This window comes from Promicromonospora sp. Marseille-Q5078 (assembly GCF_050315395.1).
Lineage (GTDB): Bacteria > Actinomycetota > Actinomycetes > Actinomycetales > Cellulomonadaceae > Isoptericola.
The window spans coordinates 1,968,849-1,989,903 of record NZ_JBNPQG010000001.1; the positions used below are offsets into that span (position 1 = coordinate 1,968,849).

General features: G+C 75.1%; 18 protein-coding genes. 10 read left to right on the plus strand and 8 right to left on the minus strand.

The window, feature by feature from the left end:
- Positions 1–56 precede the first annotated feature (56 nt).
- The 7 genes from ACQFYA_RS09100 (at position 57) to ACQFYA_RS09130 (ending at position 7,605) form a co-directional block, all read left to right on the plus strand.
- A complete protein-coding gene (locus ACQFYA_RS09100) occupies positions 57–692 on the plus strand; it encodes a DivIVA domain-containing protein (protein WP_499123260.1) in 636 nt (211 codons plus the stop codon).
- A 158-nt stretch (positions 693–850) separates the two neighbouring features.
- Complete coding sequence (locus ACQFYA_RS09105; protein ID WP_499123262.1) at positions 851–1,312, plus strand: TraR/DksA family transcriptional regulator; 462 nt, start codon at positions 851–853, stop codon at positions 1,310–1,312.
- Between the two features lie 42 nt (positions 1,313–1,354).
- Positions 1,355–2,089: a signal peptidase II gene (locus tag ACQFYA_RS09110; RefSeq protein ID WP_499123263.1), complete on the plus strand. Its 735-nt coding sequence runs from the start codon at positions 1,355–1,357 to the stop codon at positions 2,087–2,089.
- Positions 2,090–2,091: 2 nt separating this feature from the next.
- The gene (locus ACQFYA_RS09115; protein WP_499123265.1) at positions 2,092–3,024 is read left to right on the plus strand and encodes an RluA family pseudouridine synthase; all 933 of its coding nucleotides are present in this window, start codon (positions 2,092–2,094) and stop codon (positions 3,022–3,024) included.
- 9 nt (positions 3,025–3,033) lie between these two features.
- Complete coding sequence (locus ACQFYA_RS09120; RefSeq protein WP_499123266.1) at positions 3,034–3,450, plus strand: YkvA family protein; 417 nt, start codon at positions 3,034–3,036, stop codon at positions 3,448–3,450.
- A 79-nt stretch (positions 3,451–3,529) separates the two neighbouring features.
- On the plus strand, positions 3,530–7,084 hold the full coding sequence (gene dnaE, locus ACQFYA_RS09125; RefSeq protein ID WP_499123268.1) for a DNA polymerase III subunit alpha: 3,555 nt from the start codon (positions 3,530–3,532) through the stop codon (positions 7,082–7,084).
- Positions 7,081–7,605 (plus strand): NUDIX hydrolase, encoded by a 525-nt coding sequence (locus ACQFYA_RS09130; RefSeq protein ID WP_499123269.1) that lies wholly within the window; start codon positions 7,081–7,083, stop codon positions 7,603–7,605. The genes dnaE and ACQFYA_RS09130 overlap by 4 nt, the downstream gene beginning before the upstream one ends.
- A gap of 53 nt (positions 7,606–7,658) precedes the next feature.
- Here ACQFYA_RS09130 and ACQFYA_RS09135 read toward each other — a convergent pair whose 3' ends face one another.
- Positions 7,659–8,414, minus strand: coding sequence for a DUF899 family protein (locus ACQFYA_RS09135; protein ID WP_499123271.1), 756 nt, complete (start codon positions 8,412–8,414; stop codon positions 7,659–7,661).
- An 88-nt stretch (positions 8,415–8,502) separates the two neighbouring features.
- Here ACQFYA_RS09135 and ACQFYA_RS09140 point away from each other — a divergent pair, with 88 nt between their 5' ends.
- Positions 8,503–8,907 carry a pyridoxamine 5'-phosphate oxidase family protein gene (locus ACQFYA_RS09140; protein WP_499123272.1) on the plus strand — a complete coding sequence of 135 codons (405 nt, stop codon included), beginning with the start codon at positions 8,503–8,505 and terminating at the stop codon, positions 8,905–8,907.
- A 7-nt stretch (positions 8,908–8,914) separates the two neighbouring features.
- On the opposite strand, the gene ACQFYA_RS09145 is transcribed toward ACQFYA_RS09140, so the two are convergent.
- The 7 genes from ACQFYA_RS09145 to ACQFYA_RS09175 all read right to left on the minus strand — a co-directional run bounded on the left by ACQFYA_RS09145 (position 8,915) and on the right by ACQFYA_RS09175 (position 16,073).
- Entirely contained in the window at positions 8,915–9,142 is a 228-nt protein-coding gene (locus ACQFYA_RS09145; protein WP_499123273.1) for an RNA-binding S4 domain-containing protein, read from the minus strand.
- Between the two features lie 73 nt (positions 9,143–9,215).
- Positions 9,216–10,205: an ornithine cyclodeaminase family protein gene (locus tag ACQFYA_RS09150; RefSeq protein WP_499123274.1), complete on the minus strand. Its 990-nt coding sequence runs from the start codon at positions 10,203–10,205 to the stop codon at positions 9,216–9,218.
- A 74-nt stretch (positions 10,206–10,279) separates the two neighbouring features.
- Positions 10,280–11,206, minus strand: a complete 927-nt coding sequence (locus tag ACQFYA_RS09155) for an ABC transporter permease (protein WP_499123275.1) — start codon at positions 11,204–11,206, stop codon at positions 10,280–10,282.
- Complete coding sequence (locus tag ACQFYA_RS09160) at positions 11,203–12,450, minus strand: ABC transporter permease (RefSeq protein WP_499123276.1); 1,248 nt, start codon at positions 12,448–12,450, stop codon at positions 11,203–11,205. Before ACQFYA_RS09160 ends, ACQFYA_RS09155 begins: the two co-directional genes overlap by 4 nt.
- Entirely contained in the window at positions 12,447–14,093 is a 1,647-nt protein-coding gene (locus ACQFYA_RS09165; protein ID WP_499123277.1) for an ABC transporter ATP-binding protein, read from the minus strand. Before ACQFYA_RS09165 ends, ACQFYA_RS09160 begins: the two co-directional genes overlap by 4 nt.
- Before the next feature lie 44 nt (positions 14,094–14,137).
- Positions 14,138–15,202, minus strand: coding sequence for a BMP family ABC transporter substrate-binding protein (locus ACQFYA_RS09170; protein WP_499123278.1), 1,065 nt, complete (start codon positions 15,200–15,202; stop codon positions 14,138–14,140).
- Between the two features lie 145 nt (positions 15,203–15,347).
- Positions 15,348–16,073 carry a GntR family transcriptional regulator gene (locus ACQFYA_RS09175; RefSeq protein WP_499123281.1) on the minus strand — a complete coding sequence of 242 codons (726 nt, stop codon included), beginning with the start codon at positions 16,071–16,073 and terminating at the stop codon, positions 15,348–15,350.
- Positions 16,074–16,194: 121 nt separating this feature from the next.
- Between ACQFYA_RS09175 and hisD the strand changes: the two genes are divergently transcribed.
- Entirely contained in the window at positions 16,195–17,520 is a 1,326-nt protein-coding gene (gene hisD, locus ACQFYA_RS09180) for a histidinol dehydrogenase (RefSeq protein ID WP_499123283.1), read from the plus strand.
- Between the two features lie 122 nt (positions 17,521–17,642).
- Positions 17,643–20,975, plus strand: a complete 3,333-nt coding sequence (locus tag ACQFYA_RS09185) for a DEAD/DEAH box helicase (RefSeq protein ID WP_499123284.1) — start codon at positions 17,643–17,645, stop codon at positions 20,973–20,975.
- Positions 20,976–21,055: the final 80 nt, after the last annotated feature.

Sequence of the window (21,055 nt, forward strand, 5' to 3'; positions counted from 1 at the left end):
CAGACGGCCCGGGACCCGGGTCTCCGACGACCCTGCAAGAGCGATGAGGTGAGACGATGGCGCTGCTGACGGCAGAGGACATCCTGAACAAGAAGTTCGCCGCGACCAAGTTCCGCGAGGGCTACGACGTCGAGGAGGTCGACGACTTCCTCGACGAGGTCGTGCGGACCCTCACGGCGGTGCAGGAGGAGAACGACGACCTGCGCTCGAAGCTCACCGCCGCGGAGCACCGCGTCGGCGAGCTGAGCCGCTCGGACGCGGCACAGCAGTCGCAGCCGACGCCCACCCCGGCGCCCGCGCCGGCACCGACGCCCGCGCCCGCGGCGTCCAAGCAGCAGCCCGCGGAGCCGGAGTCGGCAACGGGGATGCTGCAGCTGGCCCAGAAGCTGCACGACGACTACGTGCGCTCCGGCCAGGAGGAGGGCGACCGCCTCATCTCCGAGGCGAAGTCGGAGGGCTCCCGTATCGTGCGCGAGGCCGAGGAGACCAGCCACCGCACGCTCTCGCAGCTCGAGCAGGAGCGCTCGCTCCTCGAGCGCAAGATCGACGAGCTGCGGCTCTTCGAGCGCGACTACCGCACGCGCCTCAAGAGCTTCCTGCAGAACCTGCTGGGCGACCTCGACGCCCGCGGCTCGGCGCTCCCGCCGCAGCAGCGGCAGAACGCCGCGGCCGGCCGCGGCTCGGAGCTCTGAGCGGGGGGCCGTCACCCCGCGCACCGCGCTCCTTCGTCCCCCTCGTCCCGAGCGGCCCGTACGCCTCATGCGCCTTCACCGCGCGTGCTGTTGTGCGGGCCGCTCGGCGCACTTACGCTTCGGTGACTCGTCGTCGACGCACCAAAGAAAGGGCACCGATGGCCAAGCTCTCGACCACCACCCGTGCATCCCTGCGCGAGAACTTCCCGCACCTCGCGCGGGACGTGAAGTCGTTCCCGGTCCGTGACGGCGAGGAGCCCTGGACCCTGCACGAGGTCGAGGAGCTCGCGGCGTTCCTGCTCGAGGACAAGGAGCGGCTCGAGCGCGAGCTCGCGGCCGCCGACCAGGAGCTGTCCGACCTGCTGCGCAACTCGGGCGACGGCGCCGGCGACGACCAGGCGGACTACGGCTCGAGCGCCCTCGAGCGCGAGCAGGAGCTCACGTTGGTCAACAACATGCGGGACCTGCTCGCCCAGACCGCGCACGCCGTCGACCGCATCCGCAAGGGCACGTACGCCACCTGCGAGATCACCGGTCTGCCGATCGGCAAGGCGCGCCTGCAGGCGTTCCCGCGGGCGACGCTCTCCGTCGAGGCGAAGGCGCGCGAGGAGCGGCGCTGAGCCGGTCCCGGCTCGCACCACGTCCGCCTAGACTGGCCGACGATGTCGACCACGCCCGCCGGCTCCGCCCCGGCCCCTGAGCCCGCGCCGCACGACGGCGCCCCCGAGTCGCCCGGGTCGGGCGCGCCCGCCGACGGCGTCCCCCGGGTCGCCGACGAGGGCGCACCCGTGGCGACCGAGGCGGACGACGCACCCGTCTCCGAGGCACGCCGTCGGCGGCTGGTGACCTGGACGTTCGTGCTCGCGGCCCTCGTGCTGCTGGTGGACCAGCTCACCAAGTGGTGGGCGGAGTCCGCGCTCGTGCTCGGCGGCGAGCCGAAGCCGCTGGTCGGCGAGCTGCTGCAGCTGCGGCTCATCTACAACGACGGCGCGGCCCTGTCGATCGCCTCGGGCATGACCTGGATCCTCACCATCGTGGTCTGCGTCGTGGTGGTCGTGATCCTGCGCGCGATCCGGCGGATCGGGTCGGTCGGCTGGGCCGTCGCGCTGGGGCTGCTGCTCGGTGGCGCGATGGGCAACCTGGGCGACCGCTTCTTCCGCGAGCCCGGCTTCGCCCGCGGCCACGTGGTCGACTTCATCGACTACGGCGTCTTCATCGGCAACGTCGCGGACATCGCCATCGTCGCCGCGGCGGTGCTCATCGTCATCCTGTCGTTCCGGGGCATCGGCCTCGACGGTCGCCGGCACGTGGAGGGCGGCACGGGCGACGACACACGTGACCACAAGGGCACCCGCGCCGACGCCGGCACGGGCGACGAGCCGGCCGAGGGTCGCTGACCGTGTCGACCCGGACCCTGCCCGTGCCCGACGGGCTCGCGGGGGAGCGCGTCGACGCCGCGCTCGCGCGCATGCTCGGGTTCTCGCGCACCCAGGCCGCGGAGCTCGCGGCGTCGGGCGCGGTGCTCCTCGACGGGCGGGAGGTCGGCAAGTCCGACCGCGTGGTCGCCGGGGGCTGGCTCGAGGTGACGATCCCCGAGGCGCGGCCCGCGACCCCGGCGGTCGTCGCGGAGCCGGTGCCCGGCATGGCGATCGCCTACGAGGACGAGGACGTCGTCGTCGTGGACAAGCCCGTCGGGGTCGCGGCGCACCCGTCGCCGGGCTGGACCGGCCCCACGGTGGTCGGGGCGCTGGCCGCGGCCGGCTACCGGATCGCCACGTCGGGCGCGGCCGAGCGGCAGGGGATCGTGCACCGGCTCGACGTCGGCACCTCGGGCCTCATGGCGGTGGCCAAGAGCGAGGCCGCGTACAGCGGGCTCAAGCGGGCGTTCAAGGAGCGCACGGTCGAGAAGGTGTACCACGCGCTCGCCCAGGGCCACCCCGAGCCCACCACCGGCACGATCGACGCCCCGATCGGCCGCCACCCGACCGCCGACTACCGGTTCGCCGTCGTGGCCGACGGCAAGCACTCGGTGACCCACTACGAGGTGCTCGAGATGCTGCCGGCGGCCTCGCTCGTCGAGGTGCACCTCGAGACCGGCCGCACCCACCAGATCCGGGTGCACTTCCAGGCCGTGCGGCACCCGCTGGTGGGCGACCTCACGTACGGGGCCGACCCGGTGCTCGCGTCGAAGGTCGGGCTGGAGCGGCAGTGGCTGCACGCCGTGCGGCTCGGGTTCGAGCACCCGCTGACGGGGCGCTGGGTGGAGGTGACCAGCGAGTACCCGGACGACCTGGCGCACGCGCTCGAGGTCGTCCGCGGGGCCTACCGGTAGGGACCGCCCGTGCGCGACCTGCCGCTGTGGGCGGACGTCCTCCTGGGGCTGGCCGCCGCCCTGCTGGCCCTCTGGACGGTCCTCCTCGTCGGCATGCTCGTCGTGCGGCGGCGCACCGGCCGCGGGTCCATGCGCGGCGCGGTGCGGCTGCTGCCCGACGTCCTGGGCCTCGTGCGCCGGCTCGTGGCGGACCGGACGCTCACGCGACGGGTGCGCGCGCTGGTCGTCGTGCTGCTGTGCTACCTGGCGATGCCGTTCGACGTCGTGCCCGACGTGATCCCGGTGCTGGGCTGGGCCGACGACGTCGTCGTGGTGGCGCTGGTGCTGCGGGCGGTGGTGCGCAGCGCCGGGCCGGACGTGGTGCGGCGGCACTGGCCGGGCACGGAGGACGGCCTGCGCGTCCTGCGGCTCCTCGTGCGGTGGTGAGCCGGTCCTGAGCCGGCTGTGAGATGCCCCTCGGCGCGTGCGCGCGGGAGCGTCGGTGGGGCCTTCTAGACTCGTCGTCATGCCGGCTGAGACTGACGACTTCGTCCATCTCCACGTCCACACCGAGTACTCGATGCTCGACGGCGCGGCGCGGATGAACGACTTGTTCAGCGAGGTGCAGCGCCTCGGCCAGAAGGCCATCGCCATCACCGACCACGGGTACCTGTTCGGCGCGTTCGACTTCTGGAGCACGGCGCAGAAGTACGGGGTCAAGCCGATCATCGGCGTCGAGGCCTACGTCACGCCCGGCACGAGCCGGCGCGACCGCACCAAGGTGCTGTGGGGCGAGCAGCACCAGCGGCGCGACGACGTCTCCGCGGGCGGCGCGTACACCCACATGACCCTCTGGGCGCGCGACAACGAGGGCATGCACAACCTCTTCCGCGCGTCGTCCCTGGCGTCCCTGGACGGCCAGATGGGCAAGTGGCCGCGCATGGACCGCGAGCTGCTCGAGACGTACGGCAAGGGCCTCATGGGCACGTCGGGCTGCCCGTCGGGCGAGGTCCAGACCCGCCTGCGGCTCGGCCAGTGGGACGAAGCGGTGCGCGCGGCGGGCGAGCTGCAGGACATCCTCGGCAAGGAGAACTTCTTCGTCGAGCTGATGGACCACGGGATCGACATCGAGTCCCGCACGTACAAGGACCTGCTGCGCCTGGCCAAGACCATCGACGCCCCGCTGGTGGCGACGAACGACCTGCACTACACCAAGCAGGAGGACGCGCACTCGCACGAGGTGCTCCTCGCGGTGAACTCCGGGTCGACGCTCGACGAGCCGACCTACGACCAGGGCGGCAGCCGGTTCGCGTTCAGCGGGGACAGCTTCTACGTCCGCTCGGGCGCCGAGATGCGCCGCCTCTTCTCCGAGGTGCCGGAGGCGATCGAGAGCACGCTGCTCATCGCCGAGCGCTGCGAGGTGTCGTTCGACACCAAGGCGAACTACATGCCCCGGTTCCCCGTCCCCGAGGGCGAGGACGAGGTCAGCTGGTTCGTCAAGGAGGTCGAGGAGGGCCTGCGCCGCCGCTACCCCGAGGGCATCGGGGACGACGTGCGCAAGCAGGCGAACTACGAGGTCGAGGTCATCATCCAGATGGGCTTCCCGGGGTACTTCCTCGTGGTCGCCGACTTCATCAACTGGGCCAAGGAGCAGGGCATCCGCGTCGGCCCGGGCCGTGGCTCCGCGGCCGGCTCGATGGTGTCCTACGTCATGGGCATCACGGAGCTCGACCCGCTCAAGCACGGCCTGATCTTCGAGCGCTTCCTCAACCCGGAGCGCGTGTCCATGCCCGACGTCGACGTGGACTTCGACGAGCGCCGGCGCTCCGAGGTGATCCGGTACGTCACCGAGAAGTACGGCGACGACCGCGTCGCCATGATCGTCACCTACGGCTCCATCAAGGCGAAGCAGGCCCTCAAGGACGGCTCGCGCGTGCTCGGCTTCCCCTTCGCCATGGGGGAGAAGCTCACCAAGGCGATGCCGCCGGCCGTCATGGGCAAGGACATCCCGCTGTCCGGGATCTTCGACCCGAAGCACGAGCGGTACGCCGAGGCGTCGGAGTTCCGCGCGGTGCACGACGCCGACCCGGAGGCGCAGCGCGTGGTCGAGACCGCGCGCGGCATCGAGGGACTGAAGCGGCAGTGGGGCGTGCACGCGGCGGGTGTCATCATGTCCAGCCACCCGCTGATCGACATCATCCCGATCATGCGGCGCCCGCAGGACGGCGCGGTCATCACGCAGTTCGACTACCCGACGTCCGAGGGCCTCGGCCTCATCAAGATGGACTTCCTCGGGCTGCGCAACCTCACGATCCTGGACGACGCGCTCGAGAACATCGTCATGAACGGCAAGGAGCCGGTGGCGATCGAGACGGTGGAGCTCGACGACAAGGCCACCTACGACCTGCTGGCCCGCGGCGACACGCTGGGCGTGTTCCAGCTCGACGGCGGGGCGATGCGCTCGCTGCTGCGCCAGATGCGCCCCGACAACTTCGAGGACGTCTCCGCCGTCATCGCCCTGTACCGGCCGGGTCCGATGGGCATGAACTCGCACATCAACTACGCGCTGCGCAAGAACGGGCTGCAGCAGATCGAGCCGATCCACCCGGAGCTGGCGGAGCCGCTGTCCGAGGTGCTCGGCGAGACCTACGGCCTCATCGTCTACCAGGAGCAGGTGCAGCGCGCCGCCCAGATCCTCGCCGGGTACTCGCTCGGCCAGGCCGACCTGCTGCGCCGCGCGATGGGCAAGAAGAAGAAGGAGATCCTCGACAAGGAGTTCGTGCCGTTCGAGGCCGGCATGAAGGAGCGCGGCTACTCCAAGCCCGCGATCCAGGCGGTCTGGGACACCCTGGTCCCGTTCGCCGGCTACGCCTTCAACAAGGCCCACTCGGCCGGGTACGGCGTCGTCTCCTACTGGACGGCGTACCTCAAGGCGAACTACCCCACCGAGTACATGGCCGGTCTCCTGCAGAGCGTGCGGGACGACAAGGACAAGATGGCGCTCTACCTGGGCGAGTGCCGTCGCATGCACATCACCGTGCTGCCGCCGGACGTGAACGACTCCGCGGCCAAGTTCACCGCCGTCGGCGCCGACATCCGGTTCGGCCTCACCGCGGTGCGCAACGTCGGCGCGAACGTGGTGGCCGCCATCATCGCCGCGCGCGAGGAGAAGGGCGCCTTCACGTCCTTCACCGACTTCCTCGACAAGGTGCCGGCCGTGGTGTGCAACAAGCGCACCATCGAGTCGCTCATCAAGGCCGGCGCCTTCGACTCGCTCGGGCACCCGCGCCGCGCGCTGCTCGTGGTCCACGAGCAGGCCGTGGACTCGGTGATCTCCGTGAAGCGCAAGGAGGCCGAGGGCCAGTTCGACCTGTTCGCGGGCTTCGGCGGGGCCGATGAGGACGCGGCGATGACGTTCGCCGTCGACGTGCCCGACCTGCCGGACTGGGACAAGAAGCAGCGCCTCGCGTTCGAGCGGGAGATGCTGGGGCTGTACGTGTCCGACCACCCCCTGTCGGGGCTGGAGCACGTGCTGGCCCGGGCGGCGGACACGTCGATCGCCGCCCTGATGGTCGACGAGGGGCGCGCGGACGGCTCGACCGTCACGGTGGCCGGCCTGCTCACCAGCGTGCAGCGCAAGATGAGCAAGAACGGCAACCCGTGGGCCGCCGTCACCGTCGAGGACCTCGAGGGCGCCGTCGAGGTGATGTTCTTCGGCGAGACGTACCTGGCGTACTCGACGATCCTCGCGGAGGACCAGGTGGTGACGCTGCGGGGCCGGGTCCGCCGCCGCGACGACCAGATGCAGCTGCAGGCCATGGAGGTGTCGCTGCCCGACACGTCCGCCGTGGCCGACGCGCCCGTCCTCGTGACCGTGCCGCACACCCGGTGCGTCGAGCCGGTGATGGTGCGGCTGCGGGAGGTGCTCTCCACCCACCCCGGGTCGGCGGAGGTGCACGTGAGCGTCGTGGAGCCGGGCAAGCGCACCGTGGTGCGCGCGGCCGACACGCTGCGGGTCGAGAAGTCGCCGGCGCTGTTCGGCGACCTCAAGGCGCTGCTCGGCCCGAGCTGCCTGTCATGACCGGGCCCGCCGCCCCCGGGAGGGCCGACGCGTCCTGGGACGACGGCTCCGCGGACCGCCGCTTCCGCGTGGTGCCCGCGGCGTACGTCTACCTGCGCCGCGAGGGACAGGTGCTGCTCCAGCTGCGCCAGGGCACCGGGTTCATGGACGGCCACTGGGCCGCCGCGGCGGCCGGGCACGTCGAGGCGGGGGAGTCCGTCCAGGCCGCCGCCGTGCGCGAGGCCCGCGAGGAGCTCGGCGTCGTCGTCGACCCGGCCGACCTCGTCCCGGTCACGACGATGCACCGCGGGCAGCCCGGCGGCCCGGCGCTCGAGCAGCGGGTCGACTTCTTCTTCACCGCCGCCCGCTGGTCGGGCAGCCCCGAGATCCGGGAGCCGGGCAAGGTCGCCGAGCTGCGGTGGTTCCCGTTCGTCGCGCTGCCCGACCCGGTGGTGCCGCACGAGCTGGTGGTGCTGCGCGCCCTGCACGACGAGGGCCGGCACGGCACCCGGGTGCCGCCGGTGCTGGCCGACGGGTTCTGACGCGCGGACCTCGAGGGCCGTGCTCGAATACTGTGCTCGGGCTCAGCTCGCGGTCAGTGGTAGTGGCCGTGCGCCGCGTGCGGGTCGTACGGCGCGGCGGCGGGCCGCGACCACTGCGGCACCGGGCGGCCCCTGTCCTTCCACCAGGTGGCGGTCGGGTGCTGCGGCCACCCGGCGGGGGAGTCCTCCCACTCCTCCTGGCGCCCGTACACCGTCATGTCGAGCAGCTGCGCCTGCGCCATGATCGCCTCGACGCCGCGGTGGACGGTCTCGTGGGTGAGGAACACCCGGTCGCCGTCCCGCAGGTAGCAGGAGATCAGGCCCCGGTCGTCGCTGAGCCCGCCGCCGACGGCGTCGTCGGCCACGCCCCGCATCGAGTACCACGGCACGGTGTAGCCCATGAACGCGACGTACGGCGCGACCTCCTCCCACGGGCCCTCGCAGAAGACGGCGAACGAGACGCCCCGGTGGTGCAGGTACGCGGCGTCCTGCACGCTCCAGATGCTGGCGGTGCAGCCCTCGCACTGGCCCTCGACCGGCTGGCCGGCGTGCCACATGTGCTTGTACGCGACCAGCTGGTCGCGGCCCTCGAAGACGTCCAGCAGCGGTGTGGGCCCGTGCGGCCCGACGAGCACGGCGCCGGCGTCGACCTCGGTCATCGGCAGGCGCCGGCGGGCGGCCGCGATGGCGTCCCCCTCGCGGGTGTGGGCCTTCTCGCGGACGAGGAGCGCCTCCCGCTCGCGCAGCCAGGTCGCGCGGTCGACGGCGGCGGGCACGGGAGCGCCCGGGGCGGGGGCGGTGGCGGTCACGGCGGGCTCCTCGGTCGGGACGGTCCGGTCGTCGGTGAGACCCGGCCGCGGCCCTGGACTCATCGGCGACGGCCGTAGGCTCGTGCACGTGTTCCGCCTCAACCCCGAGCAGCTCGTGTTCGTCACCGAGCGCCACCTCGCCACCCTGACCACGCTGCGCGCCGACGGGAGCCCGCACGTCGTGCCGGTGGCGTTCACGTGGGACGCCTCGGCCGGGGTGGCGCGCGCGGTCGCGCCGTCGTCGTCGGTCAAGGTGCGGAACGCCCGCCGCACGTCCGCCGACGGCTCGGCGCCGCGGGCGGCGCTCTGCCAGGTCGACGGCGGCCGCTGGATCACGCTCGAGGGCGTCATCGAGGTCGACGAGGACGCCGCGGAGGTCGCGGACGTCGTCGTCCGCAACACTCGGCGCTACGGCCCGCTGGTGCCCGAGCCCGAGGCCGTCGTGCTCCGGCTGCGGGTGGACCGGGTCATGGCCTCGACCTACATGGCCTGACCCGCGGTCAGGCGACGACGGCGGACTCGTCGCCCTCCGGCAGGGCCACGGTCACGCGGTCCCCGCGCACGAGCTGCCGCCCGCGCCGCGTCTCCGGCTCCTCGTTGACCCTGACCTCGCCGTCCGCCACCAGGTCGCGGGCGTGCGTGCCCGACTCGGCCAGGCCGGCGAGCTTGAGGAACTGACCCAGCCGGATCACGTCGTCGCGGATGGGGACCTCGTTCGGGGCGCTCATGGGACCCATTGTCCCCTCTCGCACGGGCACGACGGCGGGCGGCGCGTCGGGCTACTCGGGCTACTCGGGCGGCTCAGGCGGCCAGGTCGACGGCGACCCCCCGGCCGGCGGCGCGGGCCCGGTCGAGGAGGACGGCGCCGAGCGCCACGTCGAGGACGCCCAGCCCGACCGAGTCGAAGAGCGTGATCTCGTCCGGGGACCGCCGGCCCGGCTCCCGGGAGGTGACGACGTCCCCGAGCTCGAGGCGGCACGCGTCGGGTCCGATGGCGCCCTCGGCGATGGCGAGGAGCGCGTCGCCGGACTCGTGCAGCGCCGTCGCCACGGAGTCGACGACCACGCGCGAGCGGGACATGGCCGCGCCGTCCACCTCCCGGTGGTCGGGGCGGGGCGGGGCACCGACGACGTTCACGTGCTGCCCCGGCGCGAACCACGCCCCCCGGACGAGGGGGTCGCGCGAGGGCGTCAGCGTGCAGACGACGTCGGCGGGGCGGACGGCCGCCTCGGGGGAGCCGACCGCCACGACGGTCACGTCGGGCCGGTGCTCGGCGACCTGCGCGGCGAAGGCCGCGACCCGTGCGGCGGTGCGGGACCAGACGAGCACGCGCTCGAGGGGGCGGACCTCGGCCAGCGCCCGCACGTGCTCCAGGGCGAGCGCCCCCGCTCCCACGAGCCCGAGCACGCGGGCGTCCTCGCGTGCCAGCCACCGCGTCGCGACGGCGCTCGCGGCGGCGGTGCGCAGCCGGGTGGGGACGGCGCCGTCGAGCACCGCGGCGGGCGCGCCGGTCGTGGAGTCGACGAGCACGAGCACGGAGCGCTGGGGGGGCAGGCCGCGGTCGCGGTTGGCCGGCACGTCCGCGAGCAGCTTCGACCCGGCGAGGCCGGCCCGCGCCGAGACGGCGGTCATCGGGAGGAAGTGCGCGGCGGGCTCCAACGCGGCGACCGTGAGCGGGGCCTGGGCGGCGGTCTTGTCGGCGAGGTCGGCGAAGGTCTGCTCGACGACGTCGACCACCTCCCGCGGCGTGACCAGCCCGGTGAGCTCGGAACGGGTGAGGACGAGGGGCACGGGCGCTCCAGGGAAGTCGGAGGAGGGGCGGGCGGAGGGGGCGACGGACGGGGCGTCGGTCGTCGCGGCGGCGCTCATGCCGTGCGCCCGAGCCGGACGAAGGGCGTCGTCAGGCCGGCCGGCGGGCGGCTGTGGGCGACAAGGCCGGCGACGGCCAGCAGCGCGAGGACGTACGGCAGCATGACGAGCAGGGCGAACGGCACGTCCACGCCCAGCGCGGGCAGCGTGAACTGCAGCGCCTGCGCGAGCCCGAACACCAGCGCGGCGACGGCGACGCCGACGGGCCGCCAGCTCCCGGCGATGACGGCCACGACCGCGAGGTAGCCGACGCCGGCCGTCATGTTGTCGGTGAAGGTGTGCACCTCCGCGAGGGCGAGCTGCGTGCCCGCGAGCCCGGAGAGCACCCCGACGACGAGCACGGCGAGGAACCGGATGCGCAGCACCGGGACGCCCGAGCGGTCGGCGCTCGCGGCGTCCTCGCCGACCGCGCTCAGGGCGATGCCCCACGTCGTCCGGCGGGAGGTGAGGAGCCCGAGGGCCGCGACCACCGCCAGCAGCACGTACGCGAGCCCGGTCTGCTGGAACAGCGCCGGCCCGAGCACGGGGAGGTCGGCGAGCAGGGGCACCGGGAGCCGCTCGAACCCGGGGACGACCGTCCCCCGCTCGAGGAGCAGCCGCGCGCCGAAGGTCGTGCCCGCGAGGGCGAGCGCGTTCGCGGCGATGCCGGCGACGATCTGGTTCGCGCGCAGGACGACGCTCAGGAGCGCCTGCAGGAGCCCGGCCAGGAGGCCGGCCGCCGCGCCGCAGGCGACGCCGACCAGGGCGGACCCCGAGGTGGTGGCGCCGACGACGGACGCGAACGCGCCGGTGAGCATCATGCCCTCGACGCTCATGGTCAGGACGCCGGAGCGCTCGCCCACGAGCTCGCCGCTCGCGGCGACGAGCACGGGGACGGCCAGCGCGACGCCGGCGGCGAGGAGGTCGGTCAGGGTGTCGATCACGGGGTCGCCTCCGGTCGGGGGAGCGGTGGGGTCGGGCGGCGTCGGGCGGGGACGGCGGGCCGGGCCCGCGCCGGGCGGACCGCCCAGACCGCGGTGCCTGCGACGCCGAGGATGACGAGGCTCTCGGCGACCTGCGTGAGCGAGGCCGGGACCCCGGCGGCGAGCTGCAGGTTGATCCCCCCGGACACGAGGAAGCCGAGCGCGGTCGCGACGCCGACGGCGGCGGCGAGCGACCCGCGCGCGAGGAGGCCCACGACGAGGCCGGAGAAGCCGTACCCCGACGAGAGGCCGTCGTCGAGGACGTGCGGGGCGGAGGCGACGAGGACGCCGCCGGCGACGCCCGCGGCGGCCCCCGCGGTGGTCAGCGCCGAGAAGCGGAGGCGGTCGACCCTCAGCCCGAGCCGGTGCGCAGCGGGCCGCGACAGCCCGACGGCCGCCAGCCGGACGCCGGTGCCGGTGCGGTGCAGCACCAGGGCCGCGACGCCGGCCACGAGGAGGGCGAGGACCGGGGCGACGGTGGCGGGGGAGCCGGGCAGACCGAGGAGCGGCAGGTGCGCCGCCTCCACGAGCGGCGCGGACTGCGGGAGCGTCTCGGAGCTGGTGACCGGCTGCCGCAGGAGGGCCTCCTCGTGCACGGCGAGGACGAGGACGGCGGCGCCGACGAAGTTGAGCAGCAGCGTCGTGATGACCTCGCTCACCCCCCGCCGCACGGCGAGCCAGGCCGCGGTCGCGGCCCATCCCGCGCCGCCGGCGGCGGCCGCGAGCAGGACGAGGGGCAGCGCGACGGCGGGGGGCGTCGTCGGCGGGAGGCCGGTGCCGACCGCGGTGGCGGCGACGGCCCCCACGCAGATCTGACCCTCGCCGCCCACGTTGACCAGGCCCGCGCGGTGCGCGACCAGGAAGCCGGTGGCGACCAGGAGCAGCACCGCGGCGGTGTTCACCGCCGACCCGATCGCGTACGGGGTGCCGACCATCCCGTCCCAGAGCGCCGCGGCGGCCTCGGCGGGCGGCGCTCCGGCGAGGGCGGCCAGCCAGGCGCTGACGGCCAGGGCGCCCATCACCGCGGCGAGCGGGACGAGGACCGGCCTCAGGTCCCGCAGCCGGGCCGCCGGGCCGCGCCGGGGCTCGGCGGGCGCCGTGCTCTCCCGCGGGGGCCGCCTCGGACCCGGAGGAGCGGGCGCGGCGGCCGGCGCAGCGTCGGCGTCGGTCGAGGGCGTGGTCACGGTACGTGCGGGGGAGGTCATGCGGCTGCTCCCGTCATGAGGTGCGCGACCCGGTCGCGCGCGTCGGGTGCGTCGGTGGGCACGGGGCCGCTCAGGCGGCCCCGGTAGGCGACGTGCACGCGGTCGCACGTCGCGAGGAGCTCGGAGAGCTCGCTCGAGACCACCAGCACGGCGACGCCGGAGGCGGCGGCGTCCCGCAGGCGGGTGACGACGTCGTCGACGGCGCCGAGGTCGAGCCCGCGCGTCGGCTGGGCGGCCACGACGCAGCGGAGGGGGTCCAGGCTGAGCTCGCGGGCGAGCACGGCCTTCTGCTGGTTGCCGCCCGAGAGCGACGCGAGGGGCGCGTCGAGGTCGGCGGCCCGGACGTCGAACCGCGCGGCGAGGTCGCGCGCGTCGTCCCGCATGGCGCGGCGGTCGAGCAGGCCGAGCCGCCGGTAGGAGCCGAGCCGCCCGAGCAGGAGGTTCGTCGTGACGCTGAGCGCCGGGACGACGGCCTCGTGGTGCCGGTCCTCCGGGACGACGCCGAGGCCGAGCTCCGTGCGCCGGCCCGGGGTCGCGCGGGTGATGTCGTCCGCGCCGAGCAGCACCTGCCCGGCGGCGGGCACGCGGGACCCCGAGAGCGCGGCGACGAGCTCGCTCTGCCCGTTGCCCTCGACGCCCGCGATCCCGACGACCTCGCCGGGCCGGAGGACGAGGTCGACCCCGTCCACGCGGCGCGCGCCGTCGGCGTCCTCCACCACCAGCCCCCGGACGTCGAGGACGGCAGGAGCGCCCTCGCCGGCGGGCTCGGGCGCCGTGCGCGCCCGGCGCGGGCCGGGCGGCCTCCCGGGGTGTGAGCCCGCGGGGCCGGCGTCGACGCTCGCAGCGAGCACCGGGTCGAGCAGGCGGACGTCGCGGCCGACCATCAGCGCGACGAGGTCCGCCGCACCGAGCGGCGCGGCGCCGTCGGACGGTGCCGTGCCAGCCGTGGCGGTCGCGATGCGCCCGCTGCCGACGACCCGGCCCCCGCGCAGCACCGTCGCACGGTCGCCGACCCGCATCACCTCCGCCAGCTTGTGGGTGATGAGCACGACGGCGGTCCCCGCCTCGGCGACGCGCCGGCACGTCGCGAGGAGGCGCTCGACGTCGTCCGGCCCGAGCACGCCCGTGGGCTCGTCGAGCAGCAGCAGGCGCGGCCGGTCGAGCAGGGCGCGGACGATCTCGACCTGCTGGCGGGCGCCGACGCTGAGGGACCCCTTGACCGCCGTCGGGTCCACGCGCAGGCCCAGGTCCTCCTCGATCTCGGCGAGCCGTGCCGCGAGGCCCTCCCGGTCGGGGCGGAGCCGCCGCCCGCGCCCGAGCAGGAGGTTCTCCTGGACCGTGAGCGTCGGCACGAGCGAGAAGTGCTGGTGGACCATCCCGACGCCGAGCCGGAGCGCCTCGGCGGGGGAGGAGGGCGCGAAGGGCGCGCCGGCGAGCAGCACCTGGCCGCGGGTGGGCGGCAGGGTGCCGAAGACGACGTTGCACAGCGTCGACTTGCCGGCGCCGTTCTCCCCGAGCACGCAGTGCACCTCGCCCGCGGCGACGGTGAGGTCGACTCCGTCGAGCGCGGCGTGCGCGCCGAACAGTCGGGTGACGCCGCGGAGCTCGAGCGCGGGGGCGTCGGCCGGTGGCGGTGGGGGCACGTGACCTCCTCGGTCGGTCGGGTGGCGGGGTGGGCGGACGATCGTCAGTACGGGCTGACGTCGCCGCTCGCGACGGCGTCGGTGATCTTCTCGAGCGCGGCCGCGACCTCGGGGTCGTCGTCGCACAGCACGAACTCGGTGCCGCCGAGGTCCGACGTCAGGCCGAAGGGCACCTGGGCCGCCTCCCACGTGCCGTCCAGGACGGACTGCACCGCGTGCTCGACCTCCGTGCCGATGTCGGTGCGGACGTACCCGGCGTAGGGCGCGGCGCACTCGCCGGGGATGGGCCCGCCGATCATGGCGGCGTCGGCGTCGGTCGCCGCCTGCTCGATGCCCTGCTTGCCGAGGTTGACGATCTGGCCCACGACGTCGACCCCGACGCCGAAGTTCGCCGCGGCCGCCTGCTTCGCCTTCGCCGGGTCGTTGAAGTCGCCGAGGAACTGCGGCGTCACCACCGTGGTGCCGGGCACCGCGGCCTCGGCCCCGTTGGCGAAGGCGGCGGACGCGTTGACGATGGCGGGCAGCTCGACCCCGCCGATGAACCCGATCTTCCCGGTGCTCGAGGACAGGGCGGCGACGGCGCCCGACAGGTACTCCGCCTCGGCCTGCTGCGGGTCGTAGTAGGCGAGGTTGTCGAGCGGCTCGGCGTCCGCGGGGCCGCCGATCTCGACGAAGGTGACGTCGGGGAACTGGGGCGCGACCTTGCGCAGGTCGGCGTCGGTCTGCCCGCCCACGGAGATCACGAGGTCCGAGCCCCCGGCGAGCCGCACCAGCGTCTGCTCGTAGTCGGCCGCCGCGACCTCCTCGACGAACGACAGGTCGACCTCGTCGCCCAGGTCCTCCTCGACGCGCTGGTAGCCGAGGTACGCGGACTGCATGAACCCGGTGTCCGAGGTCGACCCGGGGAGGAACACGCCGACGGCCAGCGGGTCGTCGGAGGCCGGGTCGCTCCCGGAGGCGGCGGTCGTGCCGCACGCCGTGAGGGCGAGGAGCCCGGCCGCGCCGAGCGCGGCGGCCAGGCTCCGTCGGGTGGGCGTGCCGGGGCGGAGCCCGGGACGGACGGCGGGATGGGTGGGGCGGTGTCCGGTGCCGGGGCGGGGGCTGCGCATGACGTCCTCCAGAGAGTTAGCGGTATACCACTACAGGAGGAGTCTCGGGACGCCGTGTTTCCACGGGGTCACCCGGCCGTAAATCGTGCGTGACCGTCGGCGGGAGACGGCGAGCGTCGGGAGGGGGCGGTCGGGCTGTCGGGCGTCAGCCCGCTCGCCGGGCGCGGTTGCGCGACCGGGTCGCCGCCACGGGGTCGATCGGGCCCGAGGCCCAGGTCTCGGCGAGCGCGAGGCTCGGCTCGCGCCCCGAGGTCACGTGCCGCTGCGCGAGGGCGGCGACCGTCTCCTCGTCGTGGGCCTCGATCGCCGCCAGCATGGCGGCGTGCTCCTCGCACTGCTCGCGCGTGTCCCGGCGCTTCGTCAGGTGGAAGAGCCAGCGGACGCGGGCGTCGAGCGGGGCGAGCATCGACCGCAGCAGCGGGTTGCCGCAGGCCTGCACGACGACGGCGTGGAAGCCGGCGTTCGCGGCGGCCGTGGCGGCGTCGTCGTGCGCGTCGAGTGCGCGGCGCGCCGCCTGCACCGCGGCCGCCATCGCGTCGAGGTCGGCGGTGGTGCGGCGCAGGGCGGCGAGGCGGAAGGCGAGCACCTCGACGCTCTCCCGGACCTCGAAGAGCTGCTCGACGTCGTCCCGGGTGAAGGGCGCGACCAGCGCCCCCTGGCGCGGGACCAGGACCACGAGCCCCTCGCCCTCGAGCTGCTGCAGCGCCTCGCGGAGCGGCACGCGCGAGACGCCGAGCTCGGCGGCGATGTCCCGCTCGACCAGCCGCTGCCCCGGGTGGAGGTCCAGGCCGATGATGCGCGCCTTGAGGGCCTCGTAGGCGGTCTGGCGCAGCGAGCGGCGGTCGTCGGAGGGCGCCGGGGTCGTGGTCACCCACCGATCCTAGGGAGCGGGGCGCCGCGGCGCGCCGTCCTGCCCGCCGTCCTGCACTCAGGCCCGTCCAGCCCCCGGTCGGGGCGCGGGGGCGCGGGCGGGCCCGACCTAGACTGGTGGGGTGATCCGACGCATCGACCTTCGCGGGCAGGACCTGACCCGCACCGAGCTGCTCGGGGTGCTGCCGCGCCCCGAGATCGGGGTGGACCAGGCCGTGGACGCCGTCGCCCCGATCCTCGCCGACGTCCGTACCCGGGGCGCCGCCGCGCTGCGCGACCTGGCGGAGCGTCTCGACGGGGTGCGTCCGGAGCATCTGCGGGTCCCCGCGGCGGCGCTCGACGACGCGCTCGCCGGGCTCGACCCGGCGGTCCGCGCAGGCCTCGAGGAGGCCATCCGCCGCGTGCGGCGGGTGCACGCCGACCAGGTGCCCACCGAGCACACGACCGAGCTGGCTCCCGGCGCGCTCGTGCGCCAGCGCTGGGTCCCGGTGCAGCGGGTCGGTCTCTACGCGCCGGGCGGCCTCGCCGTGTACCCGTCGTCCGTGATCATGAACGTGGTCGCCGCGCAGGAGGCCGGCGTGCCGGGCCTCGCCGTCGCGTCGCCGCCGCAGAAGGACAGCGGCGGCCTGCCGCACCCGACCATCCTCGCCGCGTGCGCGCTGCTCGGCGTCGACGAGGTGTACGGGGTCGGCGGCGCCCAGGCGGTGGCGATGTTCGCGTACGGCGCGGCCGCCACCGAGCCGCAGGACGGCCCCGTGCTGTGCGAGCCGGTGGACGTCGTGACCGGGCCGGGCAACGTGTACGTCGCGGCGGCGAAGCGCCTGGTGCGCGGCGTGGTCGGCATCGACGCGGAGGCCGGGCCCACCGAGATCGCCGTGCTGGCCGACGCCACCGCCGACCCGGGGCACGTCGCCCTCGACCTCATCAGCCAGGCCGAGCACGACCCGATGGCGGCCTCGGTGCTCGTCACCCCGTCCGTGGAGCTGGCCGGCGCCGTCGAGGCCCGGCTCAGCGACCTGGTCGGCTCGACCAAGCACTCCGCACGCGTCATGCAGGCGCTCGGCGGCCCGCAGTCGGCGGTCGTGCTCGTGGACGACCTGGAGCACGGGCTCGCGGTGGTGGACGCCTACGGCGCCGAGCACCTCGAGATCCAGGCCGACGGCGCCGCCGGGCTCGCGGAGCGCGTGCGCTCGGCGGGGGCGATCTTCGTCGGTCCCTGGTCGCCGGTCTCCCTCGGCGACTACATGGCGGGCAGCAACCACGTGCTCCCCACCGGCGGGTCGGCCCACTTCTCCAGCGGCCTGGGGGTGCACGCCTACCTCAAGTCCGTCCAGGTGATCGAGTACACCCGCGACGCGCTCGAGGAGCTGGGCGACCGGATCGTCGCGGTCGCGAACGACGAGGACCTGCCCGCGCACGGCGAGGCCGTGCGCGGCCGGTTCCTCTGATCCGCGAGATCTGAGCGCCCCGGGCGCCGTCCTCAGGGTGCTCGGCAGGCGCTGGTAATAGTGTGCCAAGCGGCTCGGACCCGACCGCCGGTCGCGTCGGGGGCGCATGCGAGCATGGACCCATGCCCGCCCCGCCACCCCGCATCGACCCCGTCGTGCTGGGCGGCATCGTCGGGAACGCTGCCTTCCGGCGAGCCCAGGGCTACCAGCGCGCGGGGATGGTCTCGACGTGGCGCTGGGACGCCGACGCCCTCGTCCTGACCGCGCGCGTCGCGGGCAGCGGGCCGCAGCCGTACGCCTGCCGCGTGTGGTTCGTGCTCGGCGACGACGGCCGGTACGCGTACGACACCTCCACGTGCACCTGCCCGGTCCGCGCCGACTGCAAGCACGTCGCGGCCGCGCTGCTGCACGTCGGGGCCCAGGCCGAGGCGGCCGAGGCCGGCGGGCCCGGCGAGGCCGACGAGCGGCCCGCGGGCTGGCGCGGCCTGCTCGCCGCGGTGACCGGCGGAGGCGCCGAGGCACGGGGCGCGGGGGAGAGCGCCGCGGCCGGCCCCCGCGCGGGCGGCGTCCTGCCGGTCGCCCTGCGCTTCCGCCTCGACGAGCCGTTCGGCGACCTGCCGCCGCAGCTGTCGGTGCGCCCGGTGGTGCGTGGCCGGTCCGGCTGGAAGGTCGCGCCGGAGGCGAGCTGGGAGGCACTGGCCACCGGGCTCTACGCGTTCGCGGACGTGCGCGCGACCCCCGCGCCCGAGGTACGCCGCTGGTTCGCCGACCTGGGGTCCGCCCTCGGTGACGGCGGCGGGTACGGCCGCAGCCGGCAGGTCTGGCGCCCGCTCGCCGCCGGTGGCCGCGGGCTGTGGGCGCTGCTCGCCGAGGCGGCCGACCTGGAGATCCCGCTCGTCGCCCACGGGTCGCGCGACGAGGTGCGCCTGGCCGCCGCGGCCGAGGCGCGGCTCGTGGTGGGGGCGACCTCCGACGGCCTGCGCCTCGACCCCGTCCTGGCGTTCGACGGCGAGGACGCGGCGGCGGGCGCGGCGCTCGGCAGCGTCGGCGACACCGGGCTGTACGCCGTCGAGGCCGAGGGCGCCCGGACCGTGCTGCGGCTGGGGCCGACGGCGCGGCGCCTGGGCGACGCGGCCCGCGAGCTGGTGGCCGTGGGCCGGGTGGACGTGCCGTCCGGCGACGCCGACGAGCTGTTCGCCGACCACCTGCCCGTCCTGCGGCGGGCGGTCCGGGTCGTCACCGACGGCTCCGTCGACCTGCCCGAGCTTCCGCGACCCGTCCTCGTGGCCGAGGTCGTCTTCGCGTCGCCCGAGCACGCGCACCTCGGGTGGTCCTTCGAGTACGCGCCGCCCGGTGCGGCGCGGCGCCGCGTCCCGCTCGACGGCGTGGCCTCCGACCCGCTGCGCGACGGCGACGCCGAGGCGGAGATCCGCGCCAAGGCGCAGGCGACGGTGCGCGGGGTCGCGGGGTTCGAGCGGTTCGACCTCGCCGCGCGGACCGAGCTCCAGGGCCTGGACGCCCTCGACCTCGCGCACGGCGTGCTGCCGGTGCTCGCCTCCGCGGGCGACGTGCGGGTCGAGGCCACCGACGTGCCGGACTACCTGCACCTCGACGCCGCGCCGCGCGTCGTCGTCTCGGGGGCGCCGTCCGGCGACTCCGACTGGCTCGACCTCGGCGTCTCCGTGACGGTGGGCGGCAAGGAGCTCCCGTTCACGCGCCTGTTCACCGCCCTCGCGCGCGGCGACAAGCGGCTCCTGCTCGTCGACGGGTCGTGGCTGCGCCTCGACCAGCCGGTGCTCGGGCGGCTGCGCGACCTCATCGCGGAGGCGTCCGCCCTGAGCGACCGGCCCGGGCGTGCCCGGGTCAGCCGCTACGACGCCCACCTGTGGGGCGAGCTCGAGGACGTCGCCGACGTCGTGGAGGCCGCCGAGGCGTGGCGGCGGTCGCTCGCCGGGCTGCGCGCGCTCGCGGCGGGGGAGCGACCGGCCGGGCTCGACACGCCCGTCGCCGTGCCGCAGGGCGTGCGGGCCGAGCTGCGGCCGTACCAGCGGCAGGCGTTCGAGTGGCTCGCCTTCCTGTGGCGGCACGGGCTGGGCGGGATCCTGGCGGACGACATGGGCCTCGGCAAGACGGTCGAGACCCTCACGTTCCTGGCGCACGCGCGGTCCGCCGAGCCGGGCGGTCCGCCGTTCGTCGTCGTCGCGCCCGCCTCGGTGGTCGGGAACTGGGTGGACGAGGCGACCCGGTTCACGCCCGGCCTGCGGGTGGTCGCGATGCCGGCGACGGCGCGGACGCTCCGCACGGGCGTGGCGGAGCTGGCGGCGGACGCCGACGTGCTGGTCACGTCGTACGCCGTCTTCCGGCTGGACTTCGACGCGTTCGACGCTCTCGAGTGGGGCGGGCTGATCCTCGACGAGGCGCAGGTGACGAAGAACCCGCGCACCCGGGCGCACGAGACCGCGCGGCTGCTCCGCGCCCCGTTCAAGCTCGCGGTCACGGGCACCCCGTTCGAGAACAACCTCCTGGAGCTCTGGGCGATGCTGGCGATCGTCGCTCCGGGGCTCTACCCGTCCGTGCACCGCTTCCGCGCGGACACGGCCCGGCTCGTCGACGCCGCGGCCACCGACGACGACCCGCAGGTGGTCGCGGCCGGGAACCGGGCGCTCGCGCGGCTCAAGCGGCGCATCCGCCCGCTCGTCCTGCGGCGCACCAAGGAGCAGGTCGCGCCCGAGCTGCCCGAGCGCCAGGAGCGCGTGCTGCGGGTACCGCTCACCCCCGACCACCGCAAGGTGTACGACACGCACCTGCAGCGCGAGCGCCAGCGGCTCCTCGGCCTCCTGGAGGACTTCGAGGCCAACCGGGTCGCGATCTTCCGCTCCCTGACCACACTGCGCCGGCTGGCCCTCGACGCCTCCCTGGTCGACGACGCGTACGCGCACATGGGCTCGGCGAAGCTGGAGGTGGTGATCGACGAGCTCGTCGAGATCGCCGCGGAGGGGCACCGCGCCCTCGTCTTCTCCCAGTTCACGTCGTTCCTGCGCCGGGTCGAGGCCCGCTGCGCGGACGCGGGGCTGCCGGTGGGGTACCTGGACGGCGCCACCCGGCGCCGCGCGGAGGTCATCCGCGGCTGGAAGGACGGGGACGCCCCGGTCTTCCTCGTCAGCCTCAAGGCGGGCGGCGTGGGACTGAACCTCACCGAGGCCGACTACGTCTACCTGCTCGACCCGTGGTGGAACCCCGCCGCGGAGGCGCAGGCCGTCGACCGGACGCACCGGATCGGGCAGACCCGGAACGTCGTGGTCACCCGGCTCGTCGCCCAGGACACGATCGAGGAGAAGGTCATGGCGCTCGCGCGGCGCAAGGCGGCGCTCTTCGACGCCGTGCTCGACGACGCGGCGGGCACGTTCGCGCGCGCGCTCGCCGCCGACGACATCCGCGGCCTGCTGGAGGCGTAGGAAAGCCCTCGGGGCCGGCGGACGAACCACCGGCCCCGAGGGCTTTCACGTCGAGCTGCGACAGCTCAGCGGGCGCGTGT